The organism is Janthinobacterium sp. BCJ23, from assembly GCF_059617945.1.
This window is the reverse complement of the sequence record NZ_JCAQAW010000005.1, coordinates 22828-41252: the sequence shown is the minus strand read 5'-3', so window position 1 is coordinate 41252 and position 18425 is coordinate 22828. Positions and strand designations below refer to the sequence as shown.

13 protein-coding genes and 1 riboswitch are annotated in these 18425 nt (G+C 62.0%); of the genes, 11 read left to right on the top strand and 2 right to left on the bottom strand.

Annotated features, from left to right (window positions below; translation table 11 throughout):
• Positions 1–59 precede the first annotated feature (59 nt).
• Positions 60–128: riboswitch (S-adenosyl-L-homocysteine riboswitch) on the top strand.
• 24 nt (positions 129–152) lie between these two features.
• The 3 genes from ahcY (at position 153) to metF (ending at position 2939) form a co-directional block, all read left to right on the top strand.
• Entirely contained in the window at positions 153–1577 is a 1425-nt protein-coding gene (gene ahcY / locus AC54AG_RS17060; RefSeq protein WP_092713571.1) for an adenosylhomocysteinase, read from the top strand.
• Positions 1578–1765: 188 nt separating this feature from the next.
• Entirely contained in the window at positions 1766–2122 is a 357-nt protein-coding gene (locus tag AC54AG_RS17055; RefSeq protein WP_034753082.1) for a phage holin family protein, read from the top strand.
• On the top strand, positions 2109–2939 hold the full coding sequence (metF, locus tag AC54AG_RS17050) for a methylenetetrahydrofolate reductase [NAD(P)H] (RefSeq protein ID WP_496631037.1): 831 nt from the start codon (positions 2109–2111) through the stop codon (positions 2937–2939). The genes AC54AG_RS17055 and metF overlap by 14 nt, the downstream gene beginning before the upstream one ends.
• Positions 2940–2953: 14 nt before the next feature.
• On the opposite strand, the gene AC54AG_RS17045 is transcribed toward metF, so the two are convergent.
• Complete coding sequence (locus tag AC54AG_RS17045) at positions 2954–3553, bottom strand: 5-formyltetrahydrofolate cyclo-ligase (protein WP_496631036.1); 600 nt, start codon at positions 3551–3553, stop codon at positions 2954–2956.
• A gap of 32 nt (positions 3554–3585) precedes the next feature.
• Here AC54AG_RS17045 and AC54AG_RS17040 point away from each other — a divergent pair, with 32 nt between their 5' ends.
• The 4 genes from AC54AG_RS17040 to AC54AG_RS17025 are packed head-to-tail and all read left to right on the top strand — an operon-like array spanning position 3586 to position 8138.
• On the top strand, positions 3586–5574 hold the full coding sequence (locus AC54AG_RS17040; RefSeq protein ID WP_496631035.1) for a lytic transglycosylase domain-containing protein: 1989 nt from the start codon (positions 3586–3588) through the stop codon (positions 5572–5574).
• A gap of 12 nt (positions 5575–5586) precedes the next feature.
• A complete protein-coding gene (locus AC54AG_RS17035) occupies positions 5587–6303 on the top strand; it encodes a glutathione S-transferase family protein (protein WP_034753087.1) in 717 nt (238 codons plus the stop codon).
• Between the two features lie 12 nt (positions 6304–6315).
• On the top strand, positions 6316–7428 hold the full coding sequence (locus AC54AG_RS17030) for a tRNA nucleotidyltransferase/poly(A) polymerase-related protein (protein WP_496631033.1): 1113 nt from the start codon (positions 6316–6318) through the stop codon (positions 7426–7428).
• On the top strand, positions 7425–8138 hold the full coding sequence (locus tag AC54AG_RS17025) for a GNAT family N-acetyltransferase (protein ID WP_338680498.1): 714 nt from the start codon (positions 7425–7427) through the stop codon (positions 8136–8138). Before AC54AG_RS17030 ends, AC54AG_RS17025 begins: the two co-directional genes overlap by 4 nt.
• On the opposite strand, the gene AC54AG_RS17020 is transcribed toward AC54AG_RS17025, so the two are convergent.
• Positions 8130–8654, bottom strand: coding sequence for an Lrp/AsnC family transcriptional regulator (locus tag AC54AG_RS17020; RefSeq protein ID WP_034753092.1), 525 nt, complete (start codon positions 8652–8654; stop codon positions 8130–8132). The two genes, AC54AG_RS17025 and AC54AG_RS17020, sit on opposite strands and share 9 nt — an antisense overlap.
• Before the next feature lie 125 nt (positions 8655–8779).
• Here AC54AG_RS17020 and hppD point away from each other — a divergent pair, with 125 nt between their 5' ends.
• The 4 genes from hppD (at position 8780) to AC54AG_RS17000 (ending at position 18324) form a co-directional block, all read left to right on the top strand.
• Positions 8780–9907: a 4-hydroxyphenylpyruvate dioxygenase gene (hppD, locus tag AC54AG_RS17015; RefSeq protein WP_496631031.1), complete on the top strand. Its 1128-nt coding sequence runs from the start codon at positions 8780–8782 to the stop codon at positions 9905–9907.
• 299 nt (positions 9908–10206) lie between these two features.
• On the top strand, positions 10207–13803 hold the full coding sequence (locus tag AC54AG_RS17010) for an indolepyruvate ferredoxin oxidoreductase family protein (RefSeq protein WP_496631029.1): 3597 nt from the start codon (positions 10207–10209) through the stop codon (positions 13801–13803).
• Positions 13804–13926: 123 nt separating this feature from the next.
• Positions 13927–15438, top strand: a complete 1512-nt coding sequence (locus tag AC54AG_RS17005; protein WP_496631028.1) for a S41 family peptidase — start codon at positions 13927–13929, stop codon at positions 15436–15438.
• A 162-nt stretch (positions 15439–15600) separates the two neighbouring features.
• Complete coding sequence (locus tag AC54AG_RS17000) at positions 15601–18324, top strand: TonB-dependent receptor plug domain-containing protein (RefSeq protein ID WP_496631027.1); 2724 nt, start codon at positions 15601–15603, stop codon at positions 18322–18324.
• The last annotated feature ends 101 nt before the right edge of the window (positions 18325–18425 follow it).

Here is an 18425-nt window from a genome sequence, read left to right as displayed (position 1 = left end):
TTACATGGCAATGTATGGCGAACAAGCTGGCGTACCGGCCTTGACAATGTTAAAATCCCCCGTCCGAGGAGCGTTGCGACGAAGAAATTCGCCAGGCTCGGAATATCCTGCAACTGCGCTCACGTACCTTTTTCAACTGAAAGGAGGGCGTGATGAACGCCGTACTCAAATCGCAACACGACTACACCATCGCCGATATCACCTTGGCCGCATGGGGCGACAAAGAAATCAAGATTGCTGAAACGGAAATGCCTGGCCTGATGGCCATCCGCGAAGAATTCGCGGCAGCGCAGCCATTGAAAGGCGCGCGCATCACCGGTTCCATCCACATGACCATCCAGACCGCTGTGCTGATCCAGACCCTGGAAGCACTGGGCGCGCAGGTGCGTTGGGCATCGTGCAACATTTATTCGACGCAAGATCACGCCGCCGCCGCCATCGCTGCCGCCGGCACGCCTGTGTTCGCCGTCAAGGGCGAGTCGCTCGACGACTACTGGGAATACACGCACCGCATCTTCGAATGGCCGAACGTGGACGGCAAGGCTGTCTACTCGAACATGATCCTCGACGATGGCGGCGATGCCACCCTGCTGCTGCACCTGGGCGTGCGTGCGGAAACCGACCTGTCGGTGTTGGCCAACCCCGGTTCGGACGAAGAAATCTGCCTGTTCAATTCGATCAAGAAGCACTTGCTGGCCGATCCGACCTGGTATTCGAAGCGTTTGCCGGAAATCCTCGGCGTGACGGAAGAAACGACGACTGGCGTGCACCGTTTGTATCAGATGCACAAGGAAGGCAAGCTGGCTTTCCCTGCGATCAACGTGAACGATTCCGTCACGAAATCGAAATTCGACAACCTGTATGGCTGCCGCGAATCCCTGGTCGACGGCATCAAGCGCGCCACCGACGTGATGATCGCCGGCAAAGTGGCCGTTATCGCCGGTTACGGTGATGTCGGCAAGGGTTCGGCCCAAGCCATGCGCGCCCTGTCGGCGCAAGTATGGGTGACGGAAGTCGATCCGATCTGCGCACTGCAGGCGGCGATGGAAGGCTACCGCGTCGTGACCATGGATTACGCCTGCGAACACGGCGACATTTTTGTCACCTGCACGGGCAACTATCACATCCTCACGCACGATCACCTGACGCGCATGAAAGACCAGGCCATCGTCTGCAACATTGGTCACTTCGACAATGAAATCGACGTCGCTTCGTTGAAGCAATACGAGTGGGAAAACATCAAGCCGCAAGTCGACCACATCATCTTCCCGTCGGGCCGCCGCATCATCCTGCTGGCCGAAGGCCGCCTGGTCAACCTCGGTTGCGGCACCGGCCACCCGTCGTACGTGATGAGCTCGTCGTTCGCCAACCAGACGATCGCCCAGATCGAACTGTACGCAAACACGGCCAACTACCCGGTCGGCGTGTACACCCTGCCAAAACACCTGGACGAAAAAGTCGCCCGTTTGCAACTCAAAAAGTTGAATGCGCAGCTGACGGAACTGACGCAAGAGCAAGCCGACTACATTGGCGTGCGCACGGAAGGTCCTTATAAACCAGAGCACTACCGTTATTAAGATGGTTGCCTCATGAACCTACTGCGCGGCGCGGCGCGCGGCCGGCGATGCTCACTGTGCTAAAGCACAGCTGCGCTTCTCGGCCGCGCCGCGCATCCGCTCGCTACGGTTCCTGAGGCAACAAGACTGATCGGTATATCTTTTGTGCCGGCTGTTGCCGGCCTGACTTTCTTTGACAGGCTAGAGAAATGCGCTTGCTACTGATTTGGTTTATCAATGCGGCAGCCCTGTTTGCCGTCCCTTATTTGATGCACTCGGTGACGATGAGCAGCGGCTGGACCGCGCTGCTGGCCGCTGCCGTGCTGGGGCTGGTCAATGCGCTGATCCGTCCTTTGCTGATCCTGCTGACCCTGCCTGTGACGTTCTTGTCGCTGGGCCTGTTCATTTTCATCATCAACGGCTTCATGTTCTGGCTCGTGGCGCAGGTGATCGATGGTTTCCATGTCGCCAGTTTCTGGTCGGCCGTGGGTGGTGCATTGCTGTACAGCGTCATTTCCTGGGCCCTGTCGACCTTACTTTTGAGTAATGACGATGGAAAAGCATAATTTCAGTATTGAGTTTTTCCCGCCGAAAACCCCGGAAGGGGCGGAAAAGCTGCGCGCCACGCGTGTCAAGTTGTCTGAATTGCACCCGAAGTATTTCTCGGTGACGTTTGGCGCCGGCGGCACCACGCAGCAGGGTACCCTGGACACCGTGCGCGAGATCCTGGCGGCCGGCGAACAGGCCGCACCGCATCTGTCGTGCGTCGGCGGTTCGCGCGAATCGATCCGCGCCGTGCTGGCCGACTTCAAGGCGGCCGGCGTGCAGCGTATCGTCGCCTTGCGCGGCGACTTGCCCAGCGGCTATGGCGCTTCGGGCGAGTTCCGCTACGCCAACGAGCTGGTGGAATTCATCCGTACCGAGACGGGCGACCATTTCCATATCGAAGTGGCCGCCTATCCGGAAGTGCACCCGCAAGCCCGTTCGCCGCAGGACGACATGAACGCGTTCGCGCGCAAGGTACAGGCTGGCGCGAATGCGGCCATCACCCAGTACTTCTACAATGCCGACGCGTATTTCCAGTTTGTCGAGCAGACACAGAAGATGGGCATCAACGTGCCCATCGTGGCCGGCATCATGCCGATCACGAACTACACGCAGCTGATGCGCTTTTCGGACATGTGCGGCGCGGAAATTCCACGCTGGGTGCGTCTGAAACTGGCCAGCTTCGGCGACGACAGCGCGTCCATCAAGGCCTTCGGCCTGGACGTGGTGACGGGCTTGTGCGAGCGTTTGCTGGAAGGCGGCGCGCCAGGCTTGCATTTCTATAGCATGAACCAGGCGGCGCCCACGACCGCACTGTGGCAGCGCCTGGTGAAATAAACCGTCCTGACTTGTCAGTACAGGTCGCCCTCGGTTACGACGTAATCGAGGGCGATGTCGTATTCGCCGTTGGGAAAGCTGGCCGCCAGGCAGGCATAGGCAATACCGAGCGTGCGCGGACGCGGCACGGCCGCCAGGGTGCGGTCGTAATAACCGCCGCCATAGCCGAGCCGGTACCGTTCCTCATTGAATCCCAGGCAGGGCACGAGCAGGGTGGCGGGCGCCGGGCGCAGGCGCAGCCGGGCCGGCACGGCCACGCCCATGCCATCCTTGACCATGGGTTCGCCCGGCGTCCAGGCGGAAAAGGCCAGCGGCGCATGTTTTTCCAGCACCACGGGCAGACTGAGCGCCACGCCGCGCGCGGCCAGCTGCGCATACGCGCCGTGCAAGTCCGGCTCGCCGTGCAGGGGCCAGTACACGCCCAGTTCCTTGACGTTTTCCTGTGCGCACCAGTCCAGCAGGCGCTGCGCGATGGCCGCATCCCACCCGGCGCGCGTGGCGTCGGGCAGGGCGCGCCGGGCCGCCAGCAAGGCTTTGCGCAAGCCGGCTTTTTCCTGTGGCGCAATGGGTGGCCGTGTAGCCGGATCGCATGTTATTCTAGGGTCGCTATTCATATCACCATCAAGTTAAGATTGAGAGTCGTACATTGATTTCCCCACTGAAATGGATTGCCGGCACGATGCTGTGTGTTGCATCGGCCTTGTCTCCCTTGGCCGCCCTGGCCCAGGTTTCCACCACCGTATCCCCAGCCGCCCCCGACACGCGCAGCGAGGACGATGCCTTCCTGTTGCTGCGCGACGCCGCGCGCAAGGATGACGTCGAAAAAGCCGACTTTTATGCGGGGCGCCTGACGAATTACCAGATTCCATCGTATGTTGACTATTATCGGCTGAAACCGCGCATCAAACTGCTGACCGAGGCGCAATTTCGCGATTACCTGAACCGCTACAAGGGCAGCGCCATCGCCGACCGTTTCCGCAACGACTGGCTGCTGGAACTGGGCCGCAAGCGGGACTGGGTCGTGTTCGATGAACAATACCCGCAATTCGCCCTCGACGACGACACCCAGCTCAAGTGCTACGCGCTGATGTCGCGCGCGGCCAAGGGCCAGAACGTGGCGGCCGAGGCGCGCAACCTGCTCGTGTCTCCGCCCGGCTATGGCGAAGCGTGCGGCAGCCTGATCGCGGCATTGGCGCAAAACGGCCAGTTCGACACGAACGACCTGTGGGCGCAGATCCGCCTGGCGGGCCAGACCAACGCCACGGGCCCGGCGCGCCGCATCGCGCTGCTGCTGGGCGCGTCCGACGCGAAGATGGCGCAAGCGATCGACTTGCCGGCGCTGGTGTTGGCCAAGGGCGCGGGTCTAAGTCGCGCCGACCACGAGATGTACCTGGTGGCTGTCGGCCGCATGGCGAAAAGCACCTTGAAGCTGGGCGTCGTGGCCCTGCAAAAGGCGAGCGCGCAGCTGACGCCGCAGGAACAGGCCATCGGCTGGGCCAGCCTGGCCCTGCAAGCGTCGTATTCGCTGGCGCCGGAAGCGTTCGAATATTGGCAAAAAACCAATGGCGCGCCATTGACCCTGGAACAGATGCAGTGGAAGGCGCGTATCGCCTTGCGTGAAGGCAACTGGCCCGTGGTGAAGGCGTCCATCCAGGCCATGCCGGCGTCCTTGCGCGCCGATCCTACCTGGGTCTACTGGCTGGCGCGCGCGCAGCAGGCGGAAACGCCGGGCCGCCCGAACGCGCAAGCGGATGCCCTGTACCGCACGATCAGTGAACAATCGAATTTCTATGGCTTGCTGGCCAATGAAGAGCTGGGCAACCACCTGGTGCTGCCGCCGCCTGGCCAGCCCATCACGCCGGCGGAAATCGCCGCCATGGCCGCCAATCCAGGCTTGCAACGCGCCTTGAAATTCTTCAACATGCGCTTGCGCTTCGAAGGCACGCGCGAATGGAACTGGGAATTGCGCTCGATGACGGACCGCCAGCATCTGGCGGCTGCGGAATTTGCGCGCCAGAACAATGTGCTCGACCGCATGGTCAACACCTCGGACCGCACGCGCCTGGAAGTGGACTATACGCAGCGCTACCCGACGCCGCACGACGACGTCATGCACCCGGCCACGCAAACCCTCGGTCTCGACAAAGCCTGGGTATATGGCCTGATCCGCCAGGAATCGCGCTTCATCATGGATGCGCAGTCGCACGTGGGCGCGTCCGGCCTGATGCAGGTGATGCCGTCGACGGCCCGTTATGTGGCCAAGAAGATCGGTTTGACGGATTTCGTCACGGAAACCTTGAGCGACGTGCGCACCAACGTCTTGCTGGGCACGAATTACCTGAACATGGTGCTTGGCGGCCTGGACGGTTCGCAGGTGCTGGCCAGCGCCGCCTACAACGCGGGGCCGGGACGCTTGCGCATCTGGCGCGCCACCATGACGCGTCCGCTGGAAGGCGCCATCTTTGCCGAGATCATTCCGTACACGGAAACGCGCGGCTACGTGAAAAACGTGATGGCCAACGCCACGTATTACGCGGCCCTGTTCGAGAAGAGCCCGCAATCGCTGAAGGCGCGCCTGGGCACCGTCGGGCCGAAAAACAGCGCCATCGCGGCCGACTTGCCCTCATCCAACTAAAGATACCCGACCATGCAGACGACCATCCTTGATCCCAGCCTGACGCAAACCCTGGCCGCCGCGCGCGAGCCGGGCCTGACCCTCATCATCGGCAACAAGAATTACTCATCGTGGTCGATGCGCCCGTGGGTGGCCATGACGGCGTTCGGCATTGCGTTCCAGGAAGTGCGCGTGCTGCTCGACCAGAACGACACGGCCACCAAAATTGCCGAGTATTCGGCCTGCGGCCGGGTTCCCGTGCTGCTGGCGGGCGAGATCACGATCTGGGACAGCCTGGCCATCTGCGAATACCTGGCCGAGCAGTTCCCTGACAAACACATGTGGCCGCAAGACGTGGCCGCGCGCGCCATGGCGCGCTGTGTCTGCGCGGAAATGCATTCCGGCTTCACGGGCTTGCGTACGGACATGTCGATGAATATCAAGGCGAAGTTGCCGGGGCGTGGCCGTACGGCCGCCGCGCAGGCGGACATCGGCCGCATCAGCGAAATATGGGAAGAGTGTTTATCTCGTTTTGGCCACCACCAGTTCCTGTTCGGCGACTTTTCCATCGCCGATGCGTACTTTGCTCCCGTCGTCATGCGTTTCCGCACCTATGGCGTCAGCCTGGCGCCGGCGCTGAACGCGTATTGCGAGCGCGTGCAGGCGCACCCGGCCGTGGCCCGCTGGATCGCGGAAGCGCTGGCGGAAACGGAAACGGCGCCCAAGCACGATGCGGAACTGCCTGATTAAGAAAAGAATGTTATGAAGATATACACGGTCGGTGGCGCGGTGCGCGACCAACTGCTGGGCTTGCCCGTGAAAGACCACGACCACGTGGTCGTCGGCGCCACGCCGGACGACATGCTGCGCCAGGGCTTCCGGCCCGTGGGCAAGGATTTCCCCGTCTTCCTGCATCCGAAGACGCAGGAAGAGTACGCGCTGGCCCGCACGGAACGCAAGACTGCCCCCGGTTACCGGGGTTTTGTCTTCCACACCGCGCCCGACGTCACCCTGGAAGACGACCTGGTGCGCCGTGATCTGACCATCAACGCCATCGCGCAGGCCGAGGACGGCAGCCTGACCGACCCGTTCGGCGGCATTGACGATATTCAAAACAAAGTGTTCCGCCACGTCTCCGACGCGTTCGGCGAAGACCCCGTGCGCATCTTGCGCCTGGCCCGCTTTGCCGCCCGTTTCGATACTTTTACGGTGGCGCCCGCCACCATGGCCCTCATGCGCCAGATGGTGCTGGACGGCGAAGTCGACGCCCTGGTGGCCGAGCGCGTGTGGCAGGAAGTGGCGAAAGGATTGATGGAAGCGCGGCCGTCGCGCATGTTGACAGTGCTGCACGAGTGCGGCGCCCTGGCGCGTATCCTGCCGGAACTGGCGCTCAACGAGCATCTGCTGCAGGTGATCGATCACGCGGCGGGCGCGGGCCACGCACTGTGCGTGCGCTTTGCCGTGCTGATGCTGGCCGTGCCGCTTGAGCAGATCAATGTGCTCAGCGAGCGCCTGCGCGTGCCCAACGATTGCCGCGAGCTGGCCGTGATGGCGGCGCGCGAGCAGGCTGCCGTTGCCGGTGCGCTGGCCTTGAGCGCCGAAGAACTGGTGCGCTTGTGCGAACGCTGCGACGGACTGCGCAAGCCGCAACGCTTCGTGCAGATGCTGGACGCCATCGCCTGCGACGTGCAGGCCCAGGATCCTACGTTCCCGCAGTCCGCCTGGCTGCAAGCCATGCTGGCGGCCGTGCGCGGCGTCGATGCGGGCGCGCTGGCACAAGCCTGCGCACACGAACCGAAGCGGATTCCCGAGCTCATCCATGCGGCGCGGGTCGAAGCCGTCACGAACGCGATCAGCGGCACGGAGCTGCCATGACCCTGCCCAAATTGTTCCAGAGCCCGTTTCGCCGCTGGCTCAGCCGCAGCGGCGGCGGGCGTCCGACCGTGCTCGTCAAGCAATTGCATGAGCGCGACCGGCGCCGCATGATGAAGCATTTCCTGAATCTGGAGAAAAGCGACCGCCTGCTGCGCTTCGGCAGCGCCTTGCCCGATGAGCTCGTCGCCCAGTACGTGCAAAAGATGGATTTCTCGCGCGACATGGTCTACGGCGTCTACAACAGCCTGTTCAAGCTGGTGGGCGTGGGGCATCTGGCGTTCGCGCCGAAGGACACGTCGCCGGCGAAAAGCGTCGTGACGGACAAGGAGCAGGTGGCCGAGTTTGGCGTGTCCGTATCGAAATCCATGCGCGGCATGGGGGTCGGGTCAAAACTGTTCGAGCGGGCGGCGATCCACTGCCGCAACAACGATGTCGATACCCTGTACATGCATTGTTTGTCGTCCAACAAGACGATGATGCATATCGCCAAGAAGGCGGGCATGGAAATCCAGCGCGACTATGGCGAAGCCGATGCATATCTGAAACTGTTGCCGCCGAACCCGAGCAGCATGCTGCAGGAAGCCGTGCAGGAGCAGTTCGCCATGTTCGACTACACGTTCAAGGCGAATGCGCGCGCCGCGTTCAAGTTGTGGGACCGCTTGCCAGGGCGCAAGAAGAAGCCCGGGCCGCCGTCACCGCCGTCACAGTAAGGGCAGGGCCGTCGTATCCTTGATGCGCTGCAAGGCAAAGCTTGATTTCACGTCCAGCACGGCCGGGTGGCGCAGCAGGGTCGCCATCATGAAGCGCGAAAAGTGCTCCATGTCTTCCACGTGCACGCGCAGCAGATAATCCATTTCGCCCGTCATCGCGTAGCAAGCCACCACTTCCGGCCATTGCGCCACGGCCACGGCAAAGTCGGCGCGCGGCGACGTGTTCGTCACCAGATTCGGCGCCAGCACTCTTGCCGTGCTGTGGGCCGTGGCGTCGCTGTGCTTTTCCAGCCGCACGTTGACATAAGCCAATAGCCCCAGGCCGATCTTTTCCGGGTCCAGCAGGGCCACGTACTGGCGGATCACGCCCGCTTCTTCCAGCCGTTTGACGCGGCGCAAGCATGGCGACGGCGACAGGCTGACTTGCTCGGCCACGTCCTGATTCGACAGGCGGCCATCGGCCTGCAGGACGGCGAGGATCTTGCGGTCCGTTTTATCCAGCGTAATTTTGCTCATGCTTCCTCCGGTGGTTCGTGTTTCACGCAATATTATTGCGCAAATCATGATTGTTCGGGAGATCTTTGGCATTTAATGCCCACAGACCGCGCCTATACTGTGCGCTACTTCTTGGAGGAGACATCATGCAATTTCAGCCTTGGGATAACCCGATGGGTACCGATGGTTTCGAGTTCGTCGAGTATGCAGCACCAGACCCAAAAGCATTGGGCAAGCTGTTCGAGAACATGGGATTCACGGCCATCGCGCGCCACCGCCACAAGGATGTGACCCTGTACCGTCAGGGCGACATCAATTTCATCATCAATGCCGAACAAGATTCGTTCGCGCAGCGTTTTGCCCGCCATCACGGCCCGTCCGTGTGCGCCATCGCCATCCGCGTCGATGACGCCGCCTTTGTGTACCGCCGCGCGCTGGAACTGGGTGCCTGGGGTTTCGACAATAAAACGGGCCCGATGGAACTGAATATCCCCGCCATCAAGGGCGTGGGCGATTCCCTGCTGTATTTCGTCGACCGCTGGCGCGGCAAGGGCGCCGAGAAGCCGGACGCGGCCGCACCAGGCGGCATCGGCGACATCAGCATCTATGACGTCGACTTCGTCGCCATTCCCGGCGCCGTCGCCAACCCGGTCGGCCATGGCCTGACCTATATCGACCACCTGACGCACAATGTGCACCGTGGCCGCATGAAGGAATGGGCCGGTTTCTATGAAAACCTGTTCAACTTCCGCGAAGTGCGCTACTTCGATATCGAAGGCAAGCATACGGGTCTGAAGTCGAAAGCCATGACTTCGCCATGCGGCAAGATCCGCATCCCGATCAATGAATCGTCGGACGACAAGTCGCAGATCGCCGAATACCTGGATCAGTACCACGGCGAAGGCATCCAGCATATCGCGCTGGGTACCGATGATATCTATGGCTCCGTGCAAGGCATGCGTGATACGGGTATCGATTTCCAGGACACGATTGAAACGTACTATGAGCTGGTCAACCGCCGCCTGCCGAACCATGGCGAGCAGCTGGAAGAACTGCGCCGCCTGCGCATCCTGATCGATGGCCACAGCACGGAAACCGAACGCGAATTGCTGCTGCAAATCTTCACGCAGACGGTGATCGGCCCGATCTTCTTCGAGATCATCCAGCGCAAGGGCGACCAGGGCTTTGGCGAAGGCAACTTCCGCGCCCTGTTCGAATCGATCGAGCTGGACCAGATCAAGCGCGGCGTGTTGAAAGATACGAGCGCGGCGTAAGCTGGTGGTGTTTGTCGGCTTACGCCGTTCCGGCTAAGCCGACCTACGGCTGGGGCCAGTAATGTAGGTCGGGTTAGCCAGGTTGGCGTAACCCGACATGCCCGCAAAAAGAAGCACTAAAAAGCAGCAAAAGGTACGAACGCAGGAGTGCAGTGCAGCAAAAGAACTGTGCGCCTTCCTGTGGTAGTCTACGACAAACAAGTCATTTTTCCGCACCGGCATTGCTCACAAAGCGCGGCCGGTACGTGTGAGTTCAACCGACTTTGCACGCGTAGCACAGAGAATAATGGAGACAAGTAATGAATGCACCAATCAAGGGCTCGAGTCTTGAGCCGGGCGCGCACGCGTCCGAGATTTCCCTGAACGACAAATACACGCTCGAGCGTGGCCGCGCCTTCATGACGGGCACGCAAGCGCTGATCCGCCTGCCCATGCTGCAGCGCGAGCGCGACCTGAAGGCTGGCCTGAATACGGCCGGCTACATCACCGGTTACCGCGGTTCGCCTGTGACGTCCGTCGACATGACGGCGATCAAGGCCAAGAAATATCTCGATGAACACCACGTCAAATTCCACCCGGGCCTGAACGAAGATCTGGCCGCCACGGCCGTCTGGGGCACGCAGCAAACGAATCTGTTCGAAGACGCGAAATACGATGGCGTGTTTGGCATGTGGTACGGCAAGGGCCCCGGCGTCGACCGCTGCGGCGACGTTTTCAAGCACGCGAACAACGCCGGTTCCGCCAAGCACGGCGGCGTGCTGGTGCTGGCCGGCGACGACCATGCGGCCAAATCCTCGTCCACCGCGCACCAGTCCGACCATATCCTGAACGCCTGCGGCATTCCCGTGCTGTACCCGTCGTCGGTGCAGGAATACATCGACTACGGCTTGCACGCGTGGGCCATGAGCCGCTACACGGGTCTGTGGGTGTCGATGAAATGCGTGACCGACATCATCGAGTCGGGCGCCGCCGTCGATTTCGACCCGGACCGCGTGCAGATCACCTTGCCGACCGACTTCGAGATGCCGGCCGGCGGCTTGAACATCCGCTGGCCCGACACGGTGCTGGAGCAGGAAGTGCGCATGAACAGCTACAAATGGTATGCGGCGCTGGCGTATGCGCGTGCCAACAAGCTCAATAAGATCATCTGGGACAGCCCGAAGGCGCGCATCGGCATCATCACGGCCGGCAAGTCGTATCTGGACACGCGCCAGGCGCTGGCGGACCTCGGCATCGACGAGCAGACGGCGTCCGACATCGGCATCCGCCTGTACAAGATCGGTATGACCTGGCCGCTGGAAGCCGATGGCGTGCACGAATTTGCCAAGGGCCTCGACGAGATCCTCGTGGTGGAAGAAAAGCGGCAGATCCTCGAGTACGCGCTGAAGGAAGAACTGTACAACCTGAAGGATGGCGAGCGTCCGCGCGTGGTCGGCAAGTTCGACGATACGGGCGAATGGAGCAACCAGAAGGGTACCGGTCACGGCGACTGGCTGCTGCCGGCCACGTATGAGCTGAACCCGGCCATGATCGCCCGCGCGATTGCCAGCCGCATCTCGCGCTACTACGCGGGCCATCCGGTCGAGCAGCGCGTGAAGGAACGCATCGCCTACCTGGAAGCCAAAGAGAATGTGCTCAAAGCGATCAGCGTGAAACCCGATCCGCAGAAAGACCGCACGCCGTTCTTCTGCTCCGGCTGCCCGCACAACAGTTCCACGAAAGTGCCGGAAGGCTCGCGCGCGCTGGCCGGCATCGGCTGCCATTACATGGTGCTATGGATGGACCGCGAAACGTCGACGTTTACCCACATGGGCGCCGAAGGCGTGACTTGGGTGGGGCAGGCGCCGTTCACGAACGAGAAGCACGTGTTTACCAACCTCGGCGACGGCACGTATTTCCACTCGGGCATCCTGGCCATCCGCGCTGCCGTATCGGCCAAGGTGAACATCACGTATAAAATTCTGTTCAACGATGCGGTGGCCATGACGGGCGGCCAGGAATTCGACGGTCCGCTATCGCCAGCCATTATCTCTCGCCAGATCGCCGCCGAAGGCGTCGGCCCCATCATCGTCGTCACGGACGAACCGGAAAAATACCCGGACGATTACGCCTGGGCGGAAGGCGTCACCGTGCGCCACCGTTCGGAACTGATGGACGTGCAGCGCGAACTGCGCGACATGCCCGGCGTGTCGGCCATGATCTACGACCAGACCTGCGCCTCGGAAAAACGCCGCCGCCGGAAACGCAATGAATACCCGGACCCGGCCAAGCGCGCCGTCATCAACGAAGCCGTCTGCGAAGGCTGCGGCGACTGCTCCGTGCAATCGAACTGCCTGTCGGTGGAACCGCTGGAAACGGAACTGGGGCGCAAGCGCCAGATCAACCAGTCGTCCTGCAACAAGGATTTCTCGTGCACGACGGGTTTCTGCCCCAGTTTCGTGACGGTGGAAGGCGGCGGCTTGAAAAAGCCGAAGAAGGCAGCTGCCGCCGACAAGGATGCGCCAGCCGCGCCGGCCTTGCCGACACCGCAGATTCCTTCGACGGCCGAGCCGTTCGGCATCCTGGTCACCGGCATCGGCGGCACGGGTGTCGTCACCGTCGGCCAGATCCTGGCCATGGCGGCGCACGTGGAAGGCAAGGGCTGTTCCGTGCTGGACATGAGCGGCCTGGCGCAAAAGGGCGGCCCTGTCATGTCGCACGTGCGCCTGGCGGACCGCCAGGAAGATATCCACTCGACGCGCGTCGGCACCGGTGCGGCTGACCTGGTGATCGGCTGCGACCTGATCGTCACGGCCAGCCGCGACGCCCTGTCTCGCATGGGGGAAGGCCGCAGCTGGGCCATGATCAACTCGACCAGCTCGTCGACGGCCGCCTTCGTGAAGAACCCTGACTGGCAATTCCCGGGCGCTTCGGCGCGCATGGAAATCGAAAAAGCGTGCGGCAGCGACCACGTGGACTTCATCGACGCGGGCCAGATCGCCACGGCGCTGATGGGCGACTCGATCGCCACGAACATGTTCATGCTCGGCTACGCCTGGCAAAAGGGCAAAGTGCCGCTGTCGGAAGCGGCCATCATGAAGGCCATCGATTTGAACAACGTCTCGGTGGCGTTCAACAAGGCGGCCTTCAACTGGGGCCGCGCCGGTGCGCATGACGCGGCCAGCCTGGTGCGCATGACCACACCGGCCAAGGTGGTGGAATTCAAGCGCATCGACACGCTCGACGACTTGATCGAAAAGCGCGTGGCCCTGCTGACGGCCTACCAGGACCGCGCCTATGCGCAGCAGTACATCGATTTCGTCGGCCAGGTACGCGCCGCCGAAAGCGCCCTGAATGGCCCGCACTTGCGCCTGACGGAAGCCGTGGCCCGCTACTTCTACAAGCTGATGGCGTACAAGGACGAGTACGAAGTGGCGCGCCTGTACACGGACGGCGCCTTCCAGGCAAAGATCGCGTCCATGTTCGAAGGCGACATCAAGCTCAAGTTCCACCTGGCGCCGCCCATCATGGCGAAAACGGATGCCCAGGGCCATCTGGTGAAGAAGGAATTCGGCCCGTGGATGATGAAGGCGTTCGGCGTGCTGGCCAAGTTCAAGGGCTTGCGCGGCACGGCGTTTGACATCTTCGGCCACACGGCCGAGCGCAAGATGGAGCGCGCGCTGATTCTTGAGTACCGTGCGACGGTGGGCGGCTTGCTGCCGAAACTGACGACGGCCAAGCTGGCGCAAGCCGTGGCCATCGCCAGCATCCCGGAAGACATCCGCGGCTATGGCCACGTGAAGGAGCGTCATTTGAAGGCGGCGAAAGAGAAGGAAGCGAGTCTGCTGATCGCCTTCAATGCACCGACGCCGCTGCCGCCCGTCATGGCAGCACCCGTGGCGGCCACCGTGGCGTAACGGTTTGCGCATAATCTTGTAGCAATGGCGCCTGCGGGCGCCATTTGTTTGTGTCAAAGAAAACAACGCTTGCTGGCAAAACGCATTATAATTTTTCGATAATTTCTTCTTGGAAAGTTTCTCATGCATTCCCTGCGCCTGCGTTGCCTCGTTGTTTCCCTCGGATTCGTGTTGAGTGCCTGCGGCGGCGGAGGAGGCGGCAGCAGCGACAGCGCGCCCGTCGTGCCGCCCTTGACGCCAACCGGGCCGACCGGGCCGACGGCGCTGGTCGCTTCCTCCACGGTGGCGAACCGTTGCGAGGCACCGCGCAGCGGCAGCAGCATCGACAAGCCGGGCACCTTGCTCGATGAGCAGACGTGGGTGCGCAGCTGGATCGATGAAACGTATCTGTGGTACCGCGAAGTGCCAACCACCTACCTGCCGCAAAGCTTTGCCACGGCGAAGGCGTATTTCGATGTGCTCAAGACAACAGCCACGACGGCGTCCGGCAAGCCGAAGGACCAGTTCCATTTCACGTATACGACGGCCGAATGGGAAGCCTCGCTCAATGGCGTCGAACTGGGCTACGGCATGCTGCTGGCGCTGACGCGCACCACGCCGCCGCGCAAGGCCGTGGTCACGATCGTCGAACCAGGCTCGCCTGCGGCACTGGCGGGCTTGCGGCGCGGCGATGCGCTGCAAACCGTCGATGGCGTCGATTTCGTCAATGCCCCAGACACTGCCAGCGTGGGTATCATCAACGCGGGCCTGTTCCCTTCGGCGCAAGGCACGCACACGCTGGCGTTCAGCCGCAATGGCGCGCCCATCTCCGCGAGCCTGCAGGCGGTGGATGTCAGCACGAGTTCCGTGCAAAACGAGCGCATCATCGACACGCCCACGGGCAAGGTGGGCTATCTGACCTTCAACACCCACAACAACGTGTCCGAGCGCCAGCTGGCCGAGACCATGGGCCGCTTCCAGGCGGCCGGCATCAGCGACCTGGTGCTCGACGTGCGCTATAACGGCGGCGGCTACCTTGATGTCGCCAGCGAGCTCGCCTACATGATTGCCGGTCCGCAAGTCACCACCGGCAAGACCTTCGAGCAGGTGCTGGCCAATGACAAGACGCGGCCGGCGGCGCCCGTGCCATTCCATGCGCAAAGCCTGGGCTTTGCCGGGCCGAACCCTCTGCCCAAGGGCACACCGCTGCCCTCGCTGGGCCTCAAGCGCGTGACTTTGCTAACGACGGGCAATACCTGCTCGGCCAGCGAAGCCATCATCAACGGCTTGCGCGGCGTGGACGTGCAGGTCAACCTGATCGGCGGCACGACGTGCGGCAAGCCCTACGGTTTCTATCCCACGCCCAATTGCGGCACCACGTATTTCGCCGTGCAGTTCCAGGGCGTCAACGCCAAGGGCTTTGGCGACTTCGCCGATGGCATGGCGCCGACCTGCGCCGTGGCCGACGATTACCGGAACCAGCTGGGCGACCCGGACGAAGGCATGCTGGCGGCGGCGCTGCGCTACCGCAGCAGCGGCAGCTGTAGCCCTGCCACGGGTGCGCTCAGGCTGTTGAGTTCGATGGAGAACCCGGCCGACATGGCCACGCGGCTGCTGCGCCCGGCCTACAAGGAAATTGCTGTCTTGAAACGCTAAAGTCCCATTGTGCCCCCCTTCCTGGGTGAAGGAAGGGGGGCTTTCTGCTCAGAAATCTTTCTATATAACAATTTTGATATATGAAAAGATGAATCCATTCGTTCTGTAATTACTGGCATTTTGATATCTTTCGCCTTCTCCCTAACCTTGAGAAGCGCAAAGATGCCTATACAATTCAAGTTACCACCGCTCACCGTCGCCGTACTGGCCATCCTGGGCGGTTCCGCATGGCAGGCGCACGCGCAAACGCAAGCGCCCGCAGCGGATGAGCAGCCGGCGGCCACCCCGCCAGCCGTCGTGGTCACCGGTTCGCGCATTCCCCGCGCCAGCCTGGAAGGACCATCGTCCGTCACCATTCTGACGGGCGATGAAATCACCAAGCAAGGGTACAAGAACGTCTTCGATGCGCTGACCAACCAGGTACAGAACAGCGGCTTCACGCAAGGCGAGGACTTCGGCAATACGTTCACGCCTTCGGCCAATACCATCAGCCTGCGCGGCCTGGGCCCGAACCACACCTTGATCCTGCTGAACGGCCGCCGCCTGGCCGACTTCCCCGTCGCCTACGAAGGCACGGTCAACTTCACCAATCTGGCGAATATCCCGTCGAGCATAGTCGACCGCATCGAGATCCTCAACGGCGGCGCCTCGGCCATCTATGGATCCGACGCGATCGCCGGCGTGGTCAACGTCATCCTGAAAAAGCAGACGGAAGGTTTCGATATCAACGTCAAGGCGGGCGGCACCTCGCGCGGCGGCGCCGGCAACCAGCGCGTGCAGCTGACGGGTGGCGGCAATTTCGACAAGCTGCATACCCTGTTCAGCGTGGAGCTGAGCCAGCGCGATCCGCTGTCGAGCCTGCAGCGTGATTTCATGGCCACGCGCTCGGGCACGCCGACGAATATCGCCTCGCGCCGCGTGGTACAGGCGGGCACCTCGGGCAGCTACGTGGACCTGGGCGACACCTGCAACCAGTTCGGCGACCTGTTCGGCGGCAGCGTCGTCAAGTACCAGGCGAAGAACGGCAGCTATTGCGCCAGCCCGAAAGTCGGCCCCACCTATTGGACCACGCAAACCAAGAACCGCAGCCAGAACGTGTTCGGCAGCGCCAACTATGAGCTGTCGCCGGAAACGACGCTGTTCGCCGACTTCCTGATCGGCAAGAATTCGACCGAGAACAATACGCGTGGCCCGACGTGGACGTCGTCGTCGACGGGCAGCAGCTATTTCCGCAACCAGAATACGAACCGCTACGAAGCGTGGACGCGCTATATCTCGCCCGAGGAAATGGGCGGCGTGGAGCGCTACAACCGCAAGTGGGACGACCTGGCCACGGCCATCTCGCTGGGCGCCAAGGGCCGCATTCCCGGCACGTCATCGTGGCAGTATGAAGCGAACTACAACGCCTCGGTGTACAAGAGCGAAAGCCACACGCCGCGCGCGCTGGCCAATATCGACAGCTTCTTCCTGGGGCCGAAACTGGGTACCGACACCGCCGGCGTGCCGATCTACGCACCGGACCCGGCCCGCTTGTCGCGCCGCCTGACAGCGGCCGAATTCGACAGCATCACGGGCAATTCCGACAGCGACGACAAGGCCTGGACGAATACCCTGAGCCTGGCCACGAATGGCGACCTGTTCCAGCTGCCCGCTGGCGTGGCGAAGATCGCCACCATCGCCGAATTGGGCAAGCAGGGCTTCAGCAATGTGCCCGATGCGCGCCTGAACGACGGTTACTTCAACGTCGCCACCAAATCCGATATCACGGCCGGAACGCGTACCCGCTATGCGCTGGGTGCCGAGATCAACCTGCCGCTGCACGAGAAGCTGACCGGTACCCTGGCTGGCCGCTATGACCGCTACAACTTTGCCGGCCGCAGCGATGGCAAGTTCACCTACAACGGCGGCCTGGAACTGCGTCCCGCGCCGGAGCTGCTGTTCCGCGCCAATTACGCCACCAGCTTCCGCGCGCCGGACATGAACTACATCTACAAGGCGCGCGGCACCGGCTACTATTCGAGCACCACCGATTACTACCGCTGCGGCGCTGCCGGACAGGCCATCGAGGACTGCGACTACGCGAATAAATCGCCGGGCGCCGACTATGTGCAGAACGGCAGCAAGGATCTGCAGTCGGAGAAGGGCAAGTCCTTCGGCGTGGGCGCCGTCTGGTCGCCAAGTTCGAATTTCGACGTCTCCGTCGATTACTGGAACATCAAGATCGACGACCTGGTGACGAACCTGAGCGCCGACAAGATCCTGCGCGACGAAGCCGATTGCCGCCTGGGCAAGCTCGACATCAATTCGCCCACCTGCGCCGATACCCTGGGCCGCGTCGAGCGTTTCGCGGCCAATGCCTTGAACCGCGCCGGCGAGATCAAGACCATCACCGTCAATCCGATCAACGCGGCCAAGCAAAGCAGCAGCGGCATCGACATCAGCATCAAGTATTTGCTGCGCACCGCGGATTATGGCCGCTTTGCCTTCAAGGCCAATTACGCCAAGGTGCTGAGCAACAAATCACAGCAATTTGCCGGCGACGAAGAGATCGACGAACTCAAATCGCTGAACAATACGGATTGGCGCGACAAGCTGAACCTGAGCGTCAACTGGGCTGCGGGCGACTGGTCGAACACTTTGCTGGTCAGCCGCTACAGCAAGATCCCGAACGGCGGCGGTACCGGCTACCTGACGCCGACGGCGCTGGCCAACATCAGCACCGTGTACCGCATCAACGACCGCGCCACCTTGTCGCTGATCGTCAACAACGTGTTCGACAAGATCAAGCGCGACGACAGCGGCGGCTGGCCGTACTATCCGGTGGGCAGCTACAGCCCGCAGGGACGCCAGGGCTGGGTAGAATTCAACTACCATTTTGGCTCGTAATTCACGCTTGCCAGAGCAAGGCCGGAGCAGCTGACGCTGTTCCGGCTTTTTTATTTGCCACGGCGTTTTTACCTCACCGCCACTCTATAATTGCCCGCTTG